Source organism: Brevibacillus brevis (assembly GCF_022026395.1).
GTDB lineage: Bacteria > Bacillota > Bacilli > Brevibacillales > Brevibacillaceae > Brevibacillus.
This window is the reverse complement of the sequence record NZ_CP041767.1, coordinates 5,074,114-5,089,622: the sequence shown is the minus strand read 5'-3', so window position 1 is coordinate 5,089,622 and position 15,509 is coordinate 5,074,114. Positions and strand designations below refer to the sequence as shown.

Below are 15,509 nucleotides of genomic sequence, written 5' to 3'. Positions count from 1 at the left end.
AAGAAGGACGGGATCAGCTCCCGTCCTTTTTTGCGTTTCCTATTCGAGAGGATTCCCCTCCTTTTCCCAATATTCCATCCCGCCGAGCATCTCTTTTACTCGAAAGCCGAGAGCGGCCAGTTTCGCGCAAGCCTTTGCAGCACCGTTGCAGTTGGGACCCCAGCAGTAGACGACCAGGAGCTTGGTCGGGTCAAGCGCAGCCGTCGTTTCAACGGAAATAAGCGAATGAGGGAGATTCAAAGAACCGGGAACGTGACCATCCCGATACGCTTTCTCGCTGCGAGCATCCAGGATGTAAAAGCCTTCCACGCGGTTCTGGATGTCATTCCATACATCAGAGACATCTGTCTCAAGAGACAGCTTGTCGAGAAAATGAGTGCGGGCTACTTCAGGTGACGCGGCGGGTGTTTGTAATACAAGGGACATATCCAATCCTCCTCGGTACATGTGATGGTGATGTACACAGCATAGCATTGAAGTAATCATCACAGTTATCTATACTATTCAATGAGGATCATTACTGATTTCTATGGGAGGAAGCGGGATGGAGCTGGTCTATTTACATACTTTTCGCGAAGTAGCCCGGTATGGGAGTTTTACACGGGCAGCAGAAGAACTGGGCTATGCTCAGCCAACGGTAACGGCACAAATGCAAAAGCTGGAGCAGTCGTATGGAGCCCCGCTATTTGAACGATACGGGCGCAAGCTGCGACTGACGCAAGCAGGAGAAGCCTTGCTGCCGTACGCACGGGAATTGATTCGTCTGTATGGGGAATCTAAAGAAGTGATCAAGCAACAGACGACAGGCCCCATTGCCATTGGGACGATTGATACACTGGCGGCGTTCTTTCTGCCACCGTATTTACAGGCTTTTTGCCAGCAATATCCTCAGGTTGATTTAGTATTGCGGACGGCTGGCGAAGCAGAAATTGTGCAACAGATCAGGGATGGTTATCTCGATTTCGGGATCATTTTCGATCGCCCTTGTACAGACCCTGAGTTAGTCACCCACGTCATTCGTGAGGAAGAATTGGTGATCGTCATGCCACCCGCTCATCGATTCACAACAGCCACTGTACTCACTGTCCATGACTTGAGCGGGGAGTCGCTTGTATTGACCGAAGAAGGCTGTACGTATCGGGGCATGCTGCTGGAGGCTTTTGGTGAGGTTGGGATGACCCAACGAATCGCCTGCCAATTCAGCAATCCGGAAGCGATCAAGCAGTGTGTACGCTGTGGTTTGGGTGTGGCATTGCTGCCGCTCATGGCGGTCAAGAGAGAGCTAACAGAAGGGGTGCTCAGAGCCATCCCGTTTCAGTCAAATAAGGCGCCGTTTTCCATTCAGCTTGTTTATCATAAAAAGAAATGGCTATCACCTTCCATGGTGACGCTTGTGGATACGATTACGAGATCACAGAGAGAGGAATCGTGAGCAGGATGCAGCTAGATACTTCACCATTTGTCGCATGTACACCTGAGGAGACAGTCCATCAGGGAGTGCGGCTCTATACCGTTAGCTACTATAGTCAAGACTTGCTGGTAAAAGCTGCATTGGCTGTGCCGGAGGTTTATTTTCAGGAGGGAGCATGTCTGCCGGCTCTCTTGTATTGCCGAGGCGGGATTAAAGGTGTAGGGCGCGTCAGACCAGAGAGAATCAGTCAGATGGCTGCTTTTGGCTACGTGATTCTCGCTCCTCATTACCGTGGCAACGAAGGCGGAGAGGGCCGGGATGAATTCGGTGGGGCAGACAGGCATGATGTGTTTGCCGCATTTGAATTGCTCCGCAGCATGGAGAAGGTGGACGAGGAGCGAATCAGCGTCTACGGCTTTTCACGAGGTGGCATCATGGCCTTGTTTGCCGCAATGGAGTGCAAGGGCATGCTGTCTTGCGTCGTATGGAGTGGTGTCAGCGACATGTTTTTGACCTACGAGGAGCGGGTTGATCTGAGAAGGATGCTGCGCAGAATCATCGGTCATCCGCAAAAGCAGGAGGATGCTTACCGCTATCGGACACCTTTGTATCGGATGGACGAGATTTCTTGCCCTGTGCTGATCATACATGGAACGGAAGATGAGAATGTGGGGGTGGAGCATGCTCATAAATTGGCAGATGCGCTGACACGGGCAGGCAAACCGTATGAAAAATGGCTGGCGCAAGGGGCCAGCCATCTGTTTGTCGGGGAAGATATGGAGATGTATACGCGCAAAATGTTTGCTTGGCTGGATGCGCAAGTCTAATCTTCTTTTGGTGTAAGCGGCAGCGTAATGATGATATCCGTTCCTTTCCCCAGCTTGCTGTTCACGTGCAACTCCCCACCGTGGTTTTCGACCATTCGTCGGGAAATCGGCAGCCCCAGTCCTGTCCCATCCTCTTTTAAGGAGAAAAACGGATCGAATATCCGCACCAGATATTCTTGGGGAATGCCTTCTCCTGTGTCTCTGATATGAATATGGACAGCTTGATTATCCAGGCGGCTTTCAATGGAGAGAATGCCGCCGTCTTTCATGGCTTCAATGCTGTTTTTCATTAAATTAAGCAGGATTTGCTTTAATTGCTCGACATCGACATGAATGCGAATGCCGGGATCACAGCGATCTACGATTTCAATCCCATGCAGCATAGCCTCGGCATTCATCAAGGGAAGAATCGAATGAATGACACCAGTTAGCGCAACCTCGCGATAATCGGGCTTGGATGGTTTGGAGAGCATCAGCAACTCCGTCACGATGCGGTTGACCCGTTCAATTTCCTGCAAGATTAAGGGCAAATAGTACAAATCGCGCTCTTGATTCGATAAACGCTGTTCCAAAAGCTGAATAAAGCCGTAGATAACTGTTAGCGGATTGCGAATTTCATGAGCGGCCCCCGCTGCCAGCTGACCGACCATGGCCAGCTTCTCGGATTGATTCAAGTACTCTTGAATTTGCTCCTGCTCCGTAATGTCCAAGAAGGCGACCATCCACCCGGTTTCCTGATCGTGGTGATGATTGTGTAAAGGGATGTAAGAGACCAGAGCAATGAATGGTGTGTCGTCTTTTTTGTACAAAGTCATTTTGCGATTGACGAACCAGGGAGTCGGCTCATTGCCTGTGGGTGCTTCAAAGGAATCCTTGGACACGGGGTAGCCGTGATCGTCGAGCTTGACCAAATGCTGTGCCAACTGGTTTACATGAAGACCGACTGTCGCGTGGGAGCGAGTAATAATTCCAACAGGCAGAGAGTTTAAGATTTGCTCCCGGATGTTTTTTTCTTCGGTCAAAATTTGCCGTTGCCTTTCATCTTGTGCGAATAGATTGGCGATGCTACTCGACATTTTATTGAACTCCTGGGCCAACTCTAGGAATTCATCTTGATGGGTATAGACAATTTGCTGACCGAATGTTCCCTTCGATACTTCACGGGCTTGTTGCATCAGAGACTGGATCGGGCGCAAAAGCTCATTGCGGAAGTAAAACGTGCAGAATAGCCCAAACAAGATAGAGGCTACGGAAACCGTATACGTCAGGATCAACGAAACTTTGATGCTCTCATTCGAATTCTGAAACTCTTTATTCGTCTGATACTCCAGCTGATTGAGTGAAAAAGACAGATCTCGTTCCAACCGATCGAGCAATGGCTGTACTTCATTGGAAAGGACATAGCTGACGGCAGGAACATTCCCTGCTTGCAGCAACGGATTGATTTTGTTCAAAAAAATAAAGTCTAGTTTTGATATCGATTCAATAATGGTAAACAAGCCACTGTTCGCCTCGGTTTTGGGAAGCGAGGAAAAGCGAGCTGTATCGATCAGATTTGTATAGTACTGGTCCAGGTAAGACTCGTCGCGTGTCAATGTATACATGTTCAACGCATAGGTCTTGGTGTATATCTGGTTTTTGACTTCCAACAAGGCACTCGTTTGCGGTAAGAGGTTTTGTGTCAAATACACTTCATCAGAGGTGACCTTTGTCATTTGATAACTGAACAGGGTCGTTACGCAGCCGATGAGAAGCATCATTACGAGATAGCTGAGCATGATTTTTTTCTGAAATCCGAGATTGCTGAAAAGGGGCATGCTGATTAACCTCCATACGAGCCACGGGAAGGAATGAGATTTTGCAGTTCCCGTTCTAAATCTTCACGTACATCATCTGGAACCATGTGTCCGAATTGACTGAGACGGTTGACCCCTTCGGCAAGGCCGTACATGACTTTTCCATTGGGGAGATCCCCTTGAATAAACTGTTCCATGATGATGCGGTAGCACTGACGAACATCCTGCATCATGGAGGCCAGCACGTATTCCGGAGCGATATAGCGTTGATCGGCAATATATCCGATGGTAAATACTCCTGCCCGCTGCGCTTCTGTAATCACTTCGAGATTGAAGCTGTCGCCTGTGGTGTAGATGACATCCACCCCTTGTGAAATCATGTCGCGAGTCGTGCGAATGGCCCCCGCAATATCATTAAAATCAGGAACCTTTCCCACAACGATAGTGGTTTTAGGCGATGCCTTTTTCACTCCTTCGATAAAGCCTTCTACTTGAGTTAACTCTGTGGGCTTGTCTACCATGATGTATCCGACTTTATCCGATTTCGTCATTTTCGCGGCTAGGATACCGACAAGCTTGCCGGCAGGCTTCATATCGTAACGAATCGTCGTCTGATTTGGATGCGGAGCCTCTCCATTAAAGGAAACAAAATGTGATTTCGGATAGCGAAGAGCCACGTCTGTAAAAGGATCAGAGAAGATGAGGCCATGACCGAGTATGAGATCATAGTCGTTGGCTGCATATTTCTCAGCCACCTTTTTGATCTGCTCCGGTTTTATATTATTGGCGATTTCGAGTGAAAAGTTAAATCTTTTTTGCAGTTCTGTCATACTCTCCAGTGCACTGCTGTTCCAGCCCTGATCATAAGTGGGGCCCTCCAGCAATAGGGCGACACGCACTTTGTCAGAAGAATGGCTGCTTTTATTCATGACTTTATCGAGATGCTTCATGCTTGTAATGAATTGACTGGTAATGAGCAGAAGCAGCCCGACTACCAAACCGGTAAATAAGACGGGAAATGGCAGCAGCTTTGGCATGCGGGATTCCTCCATAGAAAAAAAAGCATAATCCACTTGAAAATATAGATACACGTCATGCCTATTATATCGGTTCTCTGAGGGTTGTGCATGGAAAAAAGGGATACGGACAGGCTAAGCATATGGAGAACATATCCCCCTACCAAGAGGAAACAGAAGGGAGGCGTAGAAGCGATGGAAAACGATATGGTGGAAATCCCCCAGATTCATATTCCTGATGAGGTTACACAGGTCGATCGACCGGAGATTGGAGAGACCACTCCACACCCAAAACCAGATAGCCCTTTGGCGTCGATCGGGACAGCCGACCCCGCCAACGACAGCGGTTCGAATGAGAGCAGCGAGCGAATCGGATTTATTTCATAATGCCGATCGGATTTGGCGCTATTCGACAAAAGAAGTCATTTTCTCTCGTGGACAAGACTTGCGATTTCTGCAAAAGTAGGAAGTAGAATAGCAAGCGAGATGCGAGGGGATAAGACTGCATGGCCCGATTGCTGATAGTAGATGACGCAGCCTTCACGAGAAGGGTGCTGACGGATATGTTAGGCGAGCAACATGAAGTTTGTGGAGAAGCGAGCAATGGTTTGGAGGCAATTGAAAAGTACAAGGAACTCAAGCCAGATATTGTGACCATGGATATTACCATGCCGCACATGCACGGGATTGAAGCCATGCGTCACATCCTGGATTTTGACTGTGATGCCAAAATTTTGATCTGCTCAGCAGTCGGGCATCGGCAGAAGGTGCTGGAAGCGATGAGGACAGGAGCGAGTGATTTCGTCGTAAAGCCTTTTCAAAAAGAGCAGATTCTCGATGCAATCGCACGACTTTTGTAAACAGGAAAAAGCAAACAGCCGCCAAATCCCGGGTGGGAGGGCGGCTGTTTTTCTGTAAGTCATGATATTTACAAGCTGATTTCTGTTCCAATGCCGTTGGCTTTCGCCCGTTCAAAGACCGTTTTGGCAACCGCTGTGTCCAAATAGGCAATCCCCACAGATTTGTACAGCGTGATTTCTTCATCGTTTTCTCGGCCAGGCTTTTTCCCAATCAGAATGTCCCCCAGCTCAGCGTGCATTTGTTCAAAGCTCCATTCTCCGCGTTCGATCGGAATGAGCAGATCGCCTGCTTCGTGCCGAGCTCCCTCCAGTGTATCCACCACAACTTTGCTGTTTTGTACGGTAGTCAAGTCGACCTCTTGCATATGAGGAAGAAAAGCACCGATGGCATTGATATGCGTACCGGGACGCAAGTGTGTTCCATCAAACAACGGGCTGGTAGCCTTGGTGCTGCAAATCACGATTTCGGCATTTGCCACCGCTTCATTGGCATCATCCATAACCGTGACTTCGCCTTGCCACTCCGGGTAGAGGGAGAGGAGTGTTTGTTTCATTTCGTCTGCTTTCTCACGAGTGCGGTTATAGAGATAAATGTTTGTCAGCGCACGGACCTCCATGACGGCTTGAATCTGTCCGATCGATTGTGCCCCGCAGCCCAATACAGCGCAGCTTTGCGCATTTTCTTTTGCCAAGTATTTGGTGGCAACGCCACTGCTTGCACCTGTGCGCATAATCGTTAACAGGCTTGCGTCCATCATCGCTACATGCTGCCCTGTTTTTGTTTCGGTCAACACGATCACGCTTTGGAGGGCTTTGATATCGTGCTTGTAATTCTCGGGGAAAATGCTGATGATTTTTACCGCTACATAATCGTCCGTTTCCAAATAGGACGGCATATATAGACTGGTTGCTCCGTATTTCGGATGGTCAATGGCAGTACGAACAGGGGTGGTGACGTTCCCCAGCATATGCTCACGGAAGACCTGCTCCACATCTTCCAAGCAATCTTTCATCGTGTAAATTTGTTCAATGTTTTCACGGCTTAATACGAGCATGACATTCTTCCTTTCCATCAGGATTCGTCCAAATCCAAGTCCTTTGTTTCCTTCGTAGCAGAAACCGCAATAAGAGAAATAACCCCGGAAATGACGATGTACAAAGCGATTGGCACCCAGGAGTTAAAGGAGCTTAACAAGGCAGTAGCGATCAGTGGAGCAGTACCGCCCGCCAAAGCAGCACCGAGCTGGTAGCCGACCGTTACCCCTGTATAGCGTACATTCGTACTGAAAATTTCGGAGAACATCGTACCCAATACGGCTGTGACTGGAGCCCAGAGAATCCCGAGTCCGATGACGGTAGCGACGGTAAGCCAGAGGGCTGATTTCCATGACAGCATATAAAAGTAAGGGAATGCAAACAGCATCATCGCTATCGTTCCCGCGATATACAAAGGCTTTCTTCCCACTTTATCCGACAGTATGCCCATGTACGGAATCGCGATGGTTGTCACCAATGTGGCGATCGTCACGGCATTGAGTACCGTAATTCGGTCGTAGCCCAAGTAGTTCGTCGCGTAGGCAATAATAAACGTCGAGAAAATATAGAACGGCGCCGTCTCTACCACTTTGGCTCCGACGGCAATCAGAACGGCTTTCCAGTGGTAACGAAATGTATCTACGATGGGAACCTTCGCAATGTTCCCCGTCTTTTTTGCTTCTTGAAAAGCTGGTGTTTCATCGATGCCATTGCGAATCCAGAGTCCTAAAAAGACAAGCGCTGCACTCAACAGAAATGGAATTCGCCAGCCCCAAGACATGAATTGATCATCGGGAAGCGCACTCATTAAAGAAATGGCCAACGTGCCGAGCAGCATGCCGATCGTTACCCCCATTTGCGGGATGCTTCCAAAAAAGCCGCGTCTGCCTTTGCCGGAGTACTCTACGGCGAGAAGCAATGCACCTCCCCATTCACCGCCGATCCCCAAGCCTTGAATCAAACGCATCAGCACGAGAAGAATGGGAGCCCAGATGCCAATGGCATTGTAATCAGGCAGCAAACCGATCAGGACGGTAGCACCTCCCATCAGCGACAACGTCAAGACAAGCGTCTTTTTACGACCGATTTTGTCCCCGATATGACTGAAGATCACGCCACCCAAAGGCCGGATGAAAAAGGGAAGACCAAATGAGAGATAAGAGAGCAGTAAGCCTACAGTTGGATCAGAAGAAGGAAAAAATAGCTTGTTGAATACGAGCGATGCCATGGTTCCATACAGAAAAAAGTCAAACCACTCAATGGAGCTGCCAATCAGGCTCGCGACCAACGCTTTGTTTTGAACCTTTTTAGAAACGCCCGCTTGTGTTTGTAATGCCATCGGGTAATCCTCCTTTGTCAGTAGATATTGAAGTGTCACTTCAATTCAAGAAAGTGAAGTACTACTTCAATTTTTAAAAATAAAACGATTACAAATCTGATAATAGTAAAGATTATAAAATGCAATATAATTTCGAGCAATAGTAAAAATTGATCCTTATGCTAACTTTACAGCTTTTTTCAGGAAAGAGTATGATAGACCTATCCTTTTTACGGCGAGGTATGCAAATGGAACCTACCATTGGTGTATTGATCAAATCGCTTCGTGTCGGCAAAAAGAAGACACTCAAACAAATTGCGGAAAAAACACAGCTGTCGATCAGCTTTTTGTCCCAAGTAGAGCGTGGGAAGTCTTCCATTACGCTGGAGTCATTGAAAAAAATTTCGGAAGCCTTGGGAGTGAGCCCAGGCTATTTCTTTTCGGGCGAGTCGATTGGAGGAAATGAGCGGGTGCGCAGGGCGAGCAGAGCGCGATCCCAGCTTCAGCGTGCGCCATTTATGTATGAGGACCTGTCCGGTCAATTGGCAAATCCGTCGCTCGTACCGATTCTCGTCACGCTTTCACCGCACGGAGAGAAAGGCACGCCTTTTGCACATAAGGGGCAAGAGTTTATTTACGTCCTCGATGGTGTGCTGACACTTTTGCTCGGGGAAGAGGAGCATGATTTGTTCCCTGGCGACAGCATTCACATGGAATCCTCCGTACCGCACAACTGGGTGAACCGTACAGGCGAGGTCACTAAATTCCTTTGTGTCAATTCGCATGACAGTGACAGGATTCCGACCGCTCCTCATTAATTGAGCGAGAGCGTTTAGCGAAGTCATGTTTTCTACTATAATAGAGGAACGCGTAGAAAAGAGCGGTAAAGAGGTGAAAGTGTGCCCGTAGAGCCTAACTATTTTCAACAGTATCAGCATGCTGATATCGACGAATTAGCTGATGTCATTGGTGAACTTTTGCAAAATCCGATAACGGTTGAAGATGCCGATCATAAACTGATTGCTTACAGTTCACACGGAGAAAGCACAGACGAAGCGCGCTGGTCTACCATCATGGGGCGACGGGTACCGGAAAAAGTACTGACGCGCCTCTGGAAGGACGGCGTATTCCAGGAGCTGTTAACGAAAGACGACCCCGTACACATCCCGGCCAAGGACGAAATCGGCTTGGGGAAGCGCGTGGCAATTGCCATTCGCAGAGGGAGCGACGTGCTCGGTTACATTTGGGCACAAGAGGTGAATCGACCGATTACCCAGGACGATGACGAAATTCTTCGTCAAGCAGCTCGCGTAGCTGTCTCGCGTCTCATCCAGCGGCAGGGGAAACGCAAGGCGGAGGAACAGCGACGTAAGGAATTTCTGTGGGAGCTGTTGCTGGGGAATCACAGCAGTGAGGCTGTCATTCGGCAAAAAGCGGACACCTTGCAGATGCAGCTTCCGACCTGTTATTTAATCTGTATTATTGAAGCGGCGGGAGCTCGTCTGGATCAGTACTTGTATCCGTTATTAATGCGTGACAAGCTGCTCTGGGTTGTCGACGGCTCGCAAATCATCTTGTTGATCGGTCTATCCGATGCGAAAAAAGACAAGAGCGACGTGCTCATTCGCAAGGTGGAACAGTTTCTCGCCGACTCGCTCGGCAAGCTCGAAGCACATGTCACGGAAGGACGCCAGGTGATTGCCGGGTACGGGAGAGATTACAAGTCCTATACGGATATTGTGAAAAGCTACAGGGAAGCGCTGCATGCACTCAAGATCAAGAAGTTGTTTCCGCAGGAAAATGAAGGGATTCACGGGTACCACGAGCTTGGGATTTATCGATATTTACTACAACTGAAACAGTGGGAAGAGGAGCAGGGCTATCAGAATGAACGTCTGAAAAAGCTTAGACAGTATGATCGCGACAACCAGACCATGCTCTTGACGACATTGGAGACTTTTTTGGATGCCGCTGGCAAGGTCAACAAGACAGCAGAGCGTTTGCATATCCACATCAATACGTTGAGCTACCGACTGAGACGAATTGAAGAGATCATGCGTGTCGACCTCGACAATATGAACCAGCGGGCTGCCTTATATTTAGAGTTGAAAATAGCCAAATTAGATGGGGAACAGTAGTTTGTTTGTGAATTTTCACAAATGAAAAGACGCTAAAATTAAAGGAATCTCCAAGGAGTATGCCCGAAGATACGCTGTACAATAATAGTAACCGCAAAGAAATTGGCGTTTCCAAGGAGGACATACTTATCATGATCGTTGGAATTCCAAAAGAAATTAAAAATAATGAGAACCGCGTAGCCATTACCCCAGCAGGTGTAGCTGCTCTGGTACAAAACGGACATTCCGTTCGTGTAGAAACAAGTGCAGGGCAAGGCAGTGGTTTTACGAATGAAGATTACAAGGCAGTAGGCGCTGAGATCGTAGAAACAGCAGCAGAGGCATGGGCGTCTGACATGGTAATGAAAGTAAAAGAACCACTCCCTGCTGAATACGGATATTTCCGCGAGGGTCTGATTCTGTTCACGTATTTGCATCTCGCACCAGAGCCTGAATTGACTCGTGAATTGATCGATAAAAAAGTGATTGCAATCGCTTACGAAACCATTCAGCTAGACAATGGCGCTCTGCCTCTGCTGATGCCGATGTCTGAAGTAGCAGGCCGCATGTCTGTTCAAATCGGCGCGCAATTCCTGGAAAAGCAATACGGTGGAAAAGGCGTTCTGCTCGGTGGCGTACCAGGCGTACCAAAAGGCGAGGTAGTCGTAATCGGCGGCGGGATCGTCGGAACAAACGCAGCGAAAATGGCGCTTGGACTGGGTGCAAATGTAACCATTATCGATGTAAACGCAGACCGTCTGCGCCAACTGGATGACCTGTTCCAAGGCCGCGTTCAGACACTGATGTCCAATTCCTTCAACATCGCAAACGCTGTGAAAAAAGCAGATTTGCTGGTTGGCGCTGTACTCATTCCAGGTGCTCGTGCTCCGCGTCTGGTAACAGAAGACATGGTTAAAGAGATGTCACCTGGTTCTGTGATCGTAGACGTTGCGATTGACCAAGGTGGATCGATTGAAACCGTTGACCGCATCACGACTCATGACAAGCCAACCTATGAGAAGCACGGTGTGATTCACTACGCGGTAGCCAATATGCCTGGTGCAGTCGCTCGTACATCTACATTGGCCCTGACCAACGTAACCGTTCCTTACGCGGTACAATTGGCAAACAAAGGCTACGCACAAGCGATTCGCGACAACAAAGCATTGGCGAAAGGCGTAAACGTCATCGACGGTAAAGTAGCTTACAAGGCTGTCGCAGATGCGCATAACCTGCCGTATGCTTCTATCGAAGAAGTTTTGCTGGTGAAAAACTAGCTTCAACGGTAAATAGATGATAGAAGAAACTGCTTGTCCGAGCTTACGGCAAGCAGTTTTTTTATTATTTATTCATTCGGCCGAAGCGGGTCAGGGTATTTGACCGAATCCATCTTCATTTTTCCGGAATCACTTAAGTACATATGCACCTGGATTTGGGTCAGGGAATCAGGTGTGAGCTTATTGCGCTTGCGTATTTCGTACTTTCGCCAAGCCTGGTAGTCTTGTTTAAACAAAGCTTCCTCCAGGCTATATAGATCAACCCCTGCTTTGACTCCTTTCAGAAACGTCCCGCGAATCTGCTCGGCTACCTGTTCTTCGGAGCTTTTTTCTACGAAAGCAGGTGTAACCGTACTCATCATTTCACGAACGAACCCCTTAAGCCGAACATTGACCTGATAACGAGGATGATCTCCGGTGGTAATCGGAATGATGTCCAATTGGACGTGTTCGATACGCATTGTTGCTTTGGGAATGTTGTTTTGTCTCACAACGAGGCCAGCAAATTTTGTGTCAGGATTCATCCACCGAATCCCCATTAAATCACGATTGGGGAAGTAACCCTGCCAATTTCCACGATGAATGGCGTGGATGCCATCGATGGAGAGACGAGAAATAAAACGGTTATTTTCTTTCCAGGAACGCTCGTACAGCGTGATGTTTGGCAATAACACGGTGTTTGCTGGCTCCCAAAAGTCCGAGATAAACCGAAAAAATTGGATCGGCTCGATAAACGAACGTTGCTCATAAACATCCTTTGGCTGATGCAACAGAGAGTCCAATGGAGAAAATCCGACCAAAGAATGAGAGCTTAACACTTTGTCAATCGGCTCCCGTGTTCCGAATACCCATTTGGTGTAACGAATCAGACCGTATCGATTCATAATATCATGGGAGGTGATAATGCCCTTTTGCAAGAGACGCTCATGAAATACGAGGGAGGATACAAAGCCTAGAAATACGGGCACCTGCGCGTTTTTTTGCAGGTTATCAAAGGCAGATTGAAGTGTTTTCCCTTTTCCGATCGAAATGGTCGCGGGTGGTGCTTGAAGGGTAGTTGATGACTCCTGCTTCGCGACGGTAGACAGATCGGTGGATTGGGCGTATAGAACATACTCATTGTTGACGTAATCGATGCCCATGGCAGATAAGTAGCGAAGATCCTGGATCGATTTCTGGTCCCAGCAGCCGCTAAGAAGAGTCGTTGCCAACAGCAGCATAGCAGAAGCAATCCGCATGCATTTCATTTGGGATCGCCACCCTTAGCCGATCTCGTCCGTAAAAAACTGGTCATGGACTTGAATAAAACAATGAACAGGGTGGACAAGGAGTTGGATGAACCCATCAAAATATACGATCTGCCAAAGGAGGTCAAGGTGGACAAATAGTATACGATGGCAATCATCCCGAGGATAAAGCCGTACATGCCGATGGTTGCGGAAAGGAAGAAAACAGCGAAACGTGCCACGGTAACAGCTCCGCTTAATGCCTGGTTGACCAGTGTAAAGGAGGCAACGACTGTCAAGGAGCCGATAAACAGCATCGAGGGCGATGTCAGTCCTGCACGAATGGAAGCATCCCCGATAATCAGTGCGCCGACTAATGCCAGCGTCTGCCCGACGTTTTTGGGCAAGCGGGCACCTGCCTCGCGCAGAAATTCAAAGATAAACAAGATGATAAATAGCTCCATTGGCGCGGAAAATGGCAGCCCTTTTCGGCCTTGTGTAACGGTAGCGAGCAATTGAAAAGGAAATTGCTCTACGTTATAAGCGGACAGCGCAATCCAGAAGCCAGGCAGAAAAATCGCGATCCAAAATCCACCCAAACGCAGAATGCGTTCCAACCATACATAAGAAACCGGATACTGATCATCTTCGGGAGATTTGATGAGTTCGAGCAAGGTAACCGGTGCCACGATTGCCAAAGGTGAGCCGTCTACCAATACGACCACTTTCCCTTGCAGCAGCATGTAAATTGCATAGTCAGGACGTCCCGTATAATCAACTAACGGAAACAGCGAATGAGTATTGTCACTGAGTAATTTCTCCAGGATAGCGCTATTCAAGATTTTTTTTGACCGACAATTGAGGAGCCTCTCGCGCATCATCTCCACGAGATCCGAAGATACTCCATCTGTGATATACAGCATCGCAACTCTCGTACGCGAGCGCGTTCCGAGAATAAAAGGCTCATAGGCCAGGGTAATGGTTCGCATACGCTTGCGAATGAGAGCTACGTTCGTGGAGAGATCCTCGACGAAGCCGTCGCGTGGACCTTTGATCGATATTTCTGTATTGGCTTCCTCAGGGCCGCGCTCCGGTCGATTGGAGATATCCCAGGCGAATGGAGGAGAGTCTCCAATGAAAATCAGCAAATCTCCTGCAAACAGTCGCTCTACCCACAACTCTGGATTCGTGAAGAGCGGGAAAAGAGGCAAGGAACGCAAATCACCAATAGCCAGGAATCGCTCCAATTGCGGCAATGCCGTATCTTGTAATTGACGAACGTCTGCAAGTCCTTCGCAATAAAGCATCAATACAGGCTGGTCCTCGGTTGTGACTGTTCGCATAAAAACGACGTCCGCACAATGCGCGAATTTTTCCCGCAGTTCCTCTTCAAGGGTCATGGCCTATTCCCTCCTGTCTGGATGGCTTGCGCAGAGTAACCAGCATGAGTGCGAGAGTAATCACAACGATAATGACTAGGTAAAGCGGATAGTATACGTGCGTCAGAAATGATACGAACTGCATGTCGCTGTATGGGAGGCTGGTAAAGGCGATCATGCTTCCGCCTAGAAAAATCATCATGAATCTGCGTTCTTTTTGGGTACGGATGGTGAGTAAATCTCCCAAGAGCAGCAAGCAAATCGTGATGCGTATAAAAGCCCCAGCGAGCCATTGGAAAATGGAGAAAAACTCCATGTTCTCGATGTCTTTTCCAATCGTGAGTAGCCGCCATTGCTCAAATGCCGGAAAGCGTTGGCGCGCAGACTCTATAGGTCCAAATTCCGCAATAGCCCCTGTCAACGGACTGAGTGTCAGCAGAAGCGTGATGCCGAGCATGACCAAAAAGTGTACGAGGCGCAAGGGCTTACGTACATGAGGTTGGAGCAATAGCAGCAGAAACATCTCTGAAATACCGCCGCCTACATAGAGCATCCCGTGAAGAAGAGGACCATGCCCATGCTGGAAAAGCGGCAACAAAAGACTATAATCCTTTTTAGGAATATTGCCAAAAGCGATGAAAAATCCGAGCAAAACCACGACAGGCAACAAGATTCCTGCTGTGATTCCTACGGAGGTTATTCCCCCGATAGACGCGAGTATGCATAAACCCATTAAGGCTAATGCGGTCACCCACTCGGGTGTTCGAGGCAAGTAGTTGACGGTCGTCCATGTCTGGGTATCGATCAGGTTGGTTAGGGCCATCATGTACAGGCAGACCATGATCGGGGTGAGCAACAGATGGCTGACGATTTTTCCTGAGCGTTGCGCAAGCCATTCATGCAAAGACTGTTGCTTCGTACTTCGATTAACCACAAACAGCAAGTACGCCCAGAAGGAAAAAGGGATACCGGCAATCAACACGCTCAACCAAGCATCTCTTCCGGCTTTACTCAATAAGAGGGGGATAACGGTTACGTGGTTCGTAATGCCGATCGTCAGCATCATCACCATAATGGCTTGACCAATCCCGATTTTTCCGTCCACTTTCATGAAAGACTTATCCCCCTGTGCGTGGTGGTGCTGTTAGGATTTGCCTGCTTGGCTGGAAATATGTATCACGTATAAAGGTTACATCCTCCCGAAAAAGTATGGTATTCTACTATGAGGTAAAAAGGTAGAAACGGAG

General features: G+C 48.4%; 15 protein-coding genes. 7 read left to right on the top strand and 8 right to left on the bottom strand.

The genetic code is table 11. The features are described 5' to 3' along the window. Window positions 1-39: 39 nt before the first annotated feature. Window positions 40-426 carry a rhodanese-like domain-containing protein gene (locus FO446_RS24210; protein ID WP_221867835.1) on the bottom strand — a complete coding sequence of 129 codons (387 nt, stop codon included), beginning with the start codon at window positions 424-426 and terminating at the stop codon, window positions 40-42. A 118-nt stretch (window positions 427-544) separates the two neighbouring features. Between FO446_RS24210 and FO446_RS24205 the strand changes: the two genes are divergently transcribed. Together FO446_RS24205 and FO446_RS24200 are read left to right on the top strand one after the other, a co-directional pair. Further along, window positions 545-1,432: a LysR family transcriptional regulator gene (locus FO446_RS24205; RefSeq protein ID WP_173609937.1), complete on the top strand. Its 888-nt coding sequence runs from the start codon at window positions 545-547 to the stop codon at window positions 1,430-1,432. Between the two features lie 5 nt (window positions 1,433-1,437). Continuing rightward, a complete protein-coding gene (locus FO446_RS24200; RefSeq protein WP_237901090.1) occupies window positions 1,438-2,238 on the top strand; it encodes an alpha/beta hydrolase family protein in 801 nt (266 codons plus the stop codon). Here the strand turns inward: FO446_RS24200 and FO446_RS24195 are convergent. Together FO446_RS24195 and FO446_RS24190 are read right to left on the bottom strand one after the other, a co-directional pair. Continuing rightward, window positions 2,235-4,055: a sensor histidine kinase gene (locus FO446_RS24195; RefSeq protein WP_221867836.1), complete on the bottom strand. Its 1,821-nt coding sequence runs from the start codon at window positions 4,053-4,055 to the stop codon at window positions 2,235-2,237. The genes FO446_RS24200 and FO446_RS24195 overlap by 4 nt on opposite strands. Before the next feature lie 5 nt (window positions 4,056-4,060). Further along, on the bottom strand, window positions 4,061-5,071 hold the full coding sequence (locus tag FO446_RS24190) for a BMP family ABC transporter substrate-binding protein (RefSeq protein WP_237899302.1): 1,011 nt from the start codon (window positions 5,069-5,071) through the stop codon (window positions 4,061-4,063). A 174-nt stretch (window positions 5,072-5,245) separates the two neighbouring features. On the opposite strand from FO446_RS24190, the gene FO446_RS24185 reads away from it, so the two are divergent. Further along, on the top strand, window positions 5,246-5,437 hold the full coding sequence (locus FO446_RS24185) for a hypothetical protein (RefSeq protein WP_173609940.1): 192 nt from the start codon (window positions 5,246-5,248) through the stop codon (window positions 5,435-5,437). A gap of 119 nt (window positions 5,438-5,556) precedes the next feature. After that, window positions 5,557-5,910, top strand: coding sequence for a response regulator (locus tag FO446_RS24180; RefSeq protein ID WP_173609941.1), 354 nt, complete (start codon window positions 5,557-5,559; stop codon window positions 5,908-5,910). Window positions 5,911-5,978: 68 nt separating this feature from the next. On the opposite strand, the gene FO446_RS24175 is transcribed toward FO446_RS24180, so the two are convergent. Next, window positions 5,979-6,965, bottom strand: coding sequence for an ornithine cyclodeaminase family protein (locus FO446_RS24175; RefSeq protein ID WP_237901089.1), 987 nt, complete (start codon window positions 6,963-6,965; stop codon window positions 5,979-5,981). Between the two features lie 17 nt (window positions 6,966-6,982). Next, window positions 6,983-8,284 carry an MFS transporter gene (locus FO446_RS24170; RefSeq protein ID WP_173609943.1) on the bottom strand — a complete coding sequence of 434 codons (1,302 nt, stop codon included), beginning with the start codon at window positions 8,282-8,284 and terminating at the stop codon, window positions 6,983-6,985. A gap of 227 nt (window positions 8,285-8,511) precedes the next feature. On the opposite strand from FO446_RS24170, the gene FO446_RS24165 reads away from it, so the two are divergent. From FO446_RS24165 to ald, 3 genes are all read left to right on the top strand, one after another. Continuing rightward, window positions 8,512-9,081, top strand: coding sequence for a helix-turn-helix domain-containing protein (locus FO446_RS24165; protein ID WP_237899300.1), 570 nt, complete (start codon window positions 8,512-8,514; stop codon window positions 9,079-9,081). Window positions 9,082-9,162: 81 nt separating this feature from the next. Further along, window positions 9,163-10,401, top strand: a complete 1,239-nt coding sequence (locus tag FO446_RS24160) for a PucR family transcriptional regulator (RefSeq protein ID WP_237899299.1) — start codon at window positions 9,163-9,165, stop codon at window positions 10,399-10,401. Window positions 10,402-10,532: 131 nt separating this feature from the next. After that, entirely contained in the window at window positions 10,533-11,657 is a 1,125-nt protein-coding gene (ald, locus tag FO446_RS24155) for an alanine dehydrogenase (protein WP_047073211.1), read from the top strand. 68 nt (window positions 11,658-11,725) lie between these two features. On the opposite strand, the gene FO446_RS24150 is transcribed toward ald, so the two are convergent. The 3 genes from FO446_RS24150 to FO446_RS24140 are packed head-to-tail and all read right to left on the bottom strand — an operon-like array spanning window position 11,726 to window position 15,373. Then, the gene (locus tag FO446_RS24150; protein ID WP_173609946.1) at window positions 11,726-12,904 is read right to left on the bottom strand and encodes a Ger(x)C family spore germination protein; all 1,179 of its coding nucleotides are present in this window, start codon (window positions 12,902-12,904) and stop codon (window positions 11,726-11,728) included. Continuing rightward, complete coding sequence (locus FO446_RS24145; RefSeq protein WP_221867840.1) at window positions 12,901-14,283, bottom strand: spore germination protein; 1,383 nt, start codon at window positions 14,281-14,283, stop codon at window positions 12,901-12,903. The genes FO446_RS24150 and FO446_RS24145 overlap by 4 nt, the downstream gene beginning before the upstream one ends. Continuing rightward, entirely contained in the window at window positions 14,273-15,373 is a 1,101-nt protein-coding gene (locus tag FO446_RS24140) for a GerAB/ArcD/ProY family transporter (protein ID WP_237899298.1), read from the bottom strand. The genes FO446_RS24145 and FO446_RS24140 overlap by 11 nt, the downstream gene beginning before the upstream one ends. Window positions 15,374-15,509: the final 136 nt, after the last annotated feature.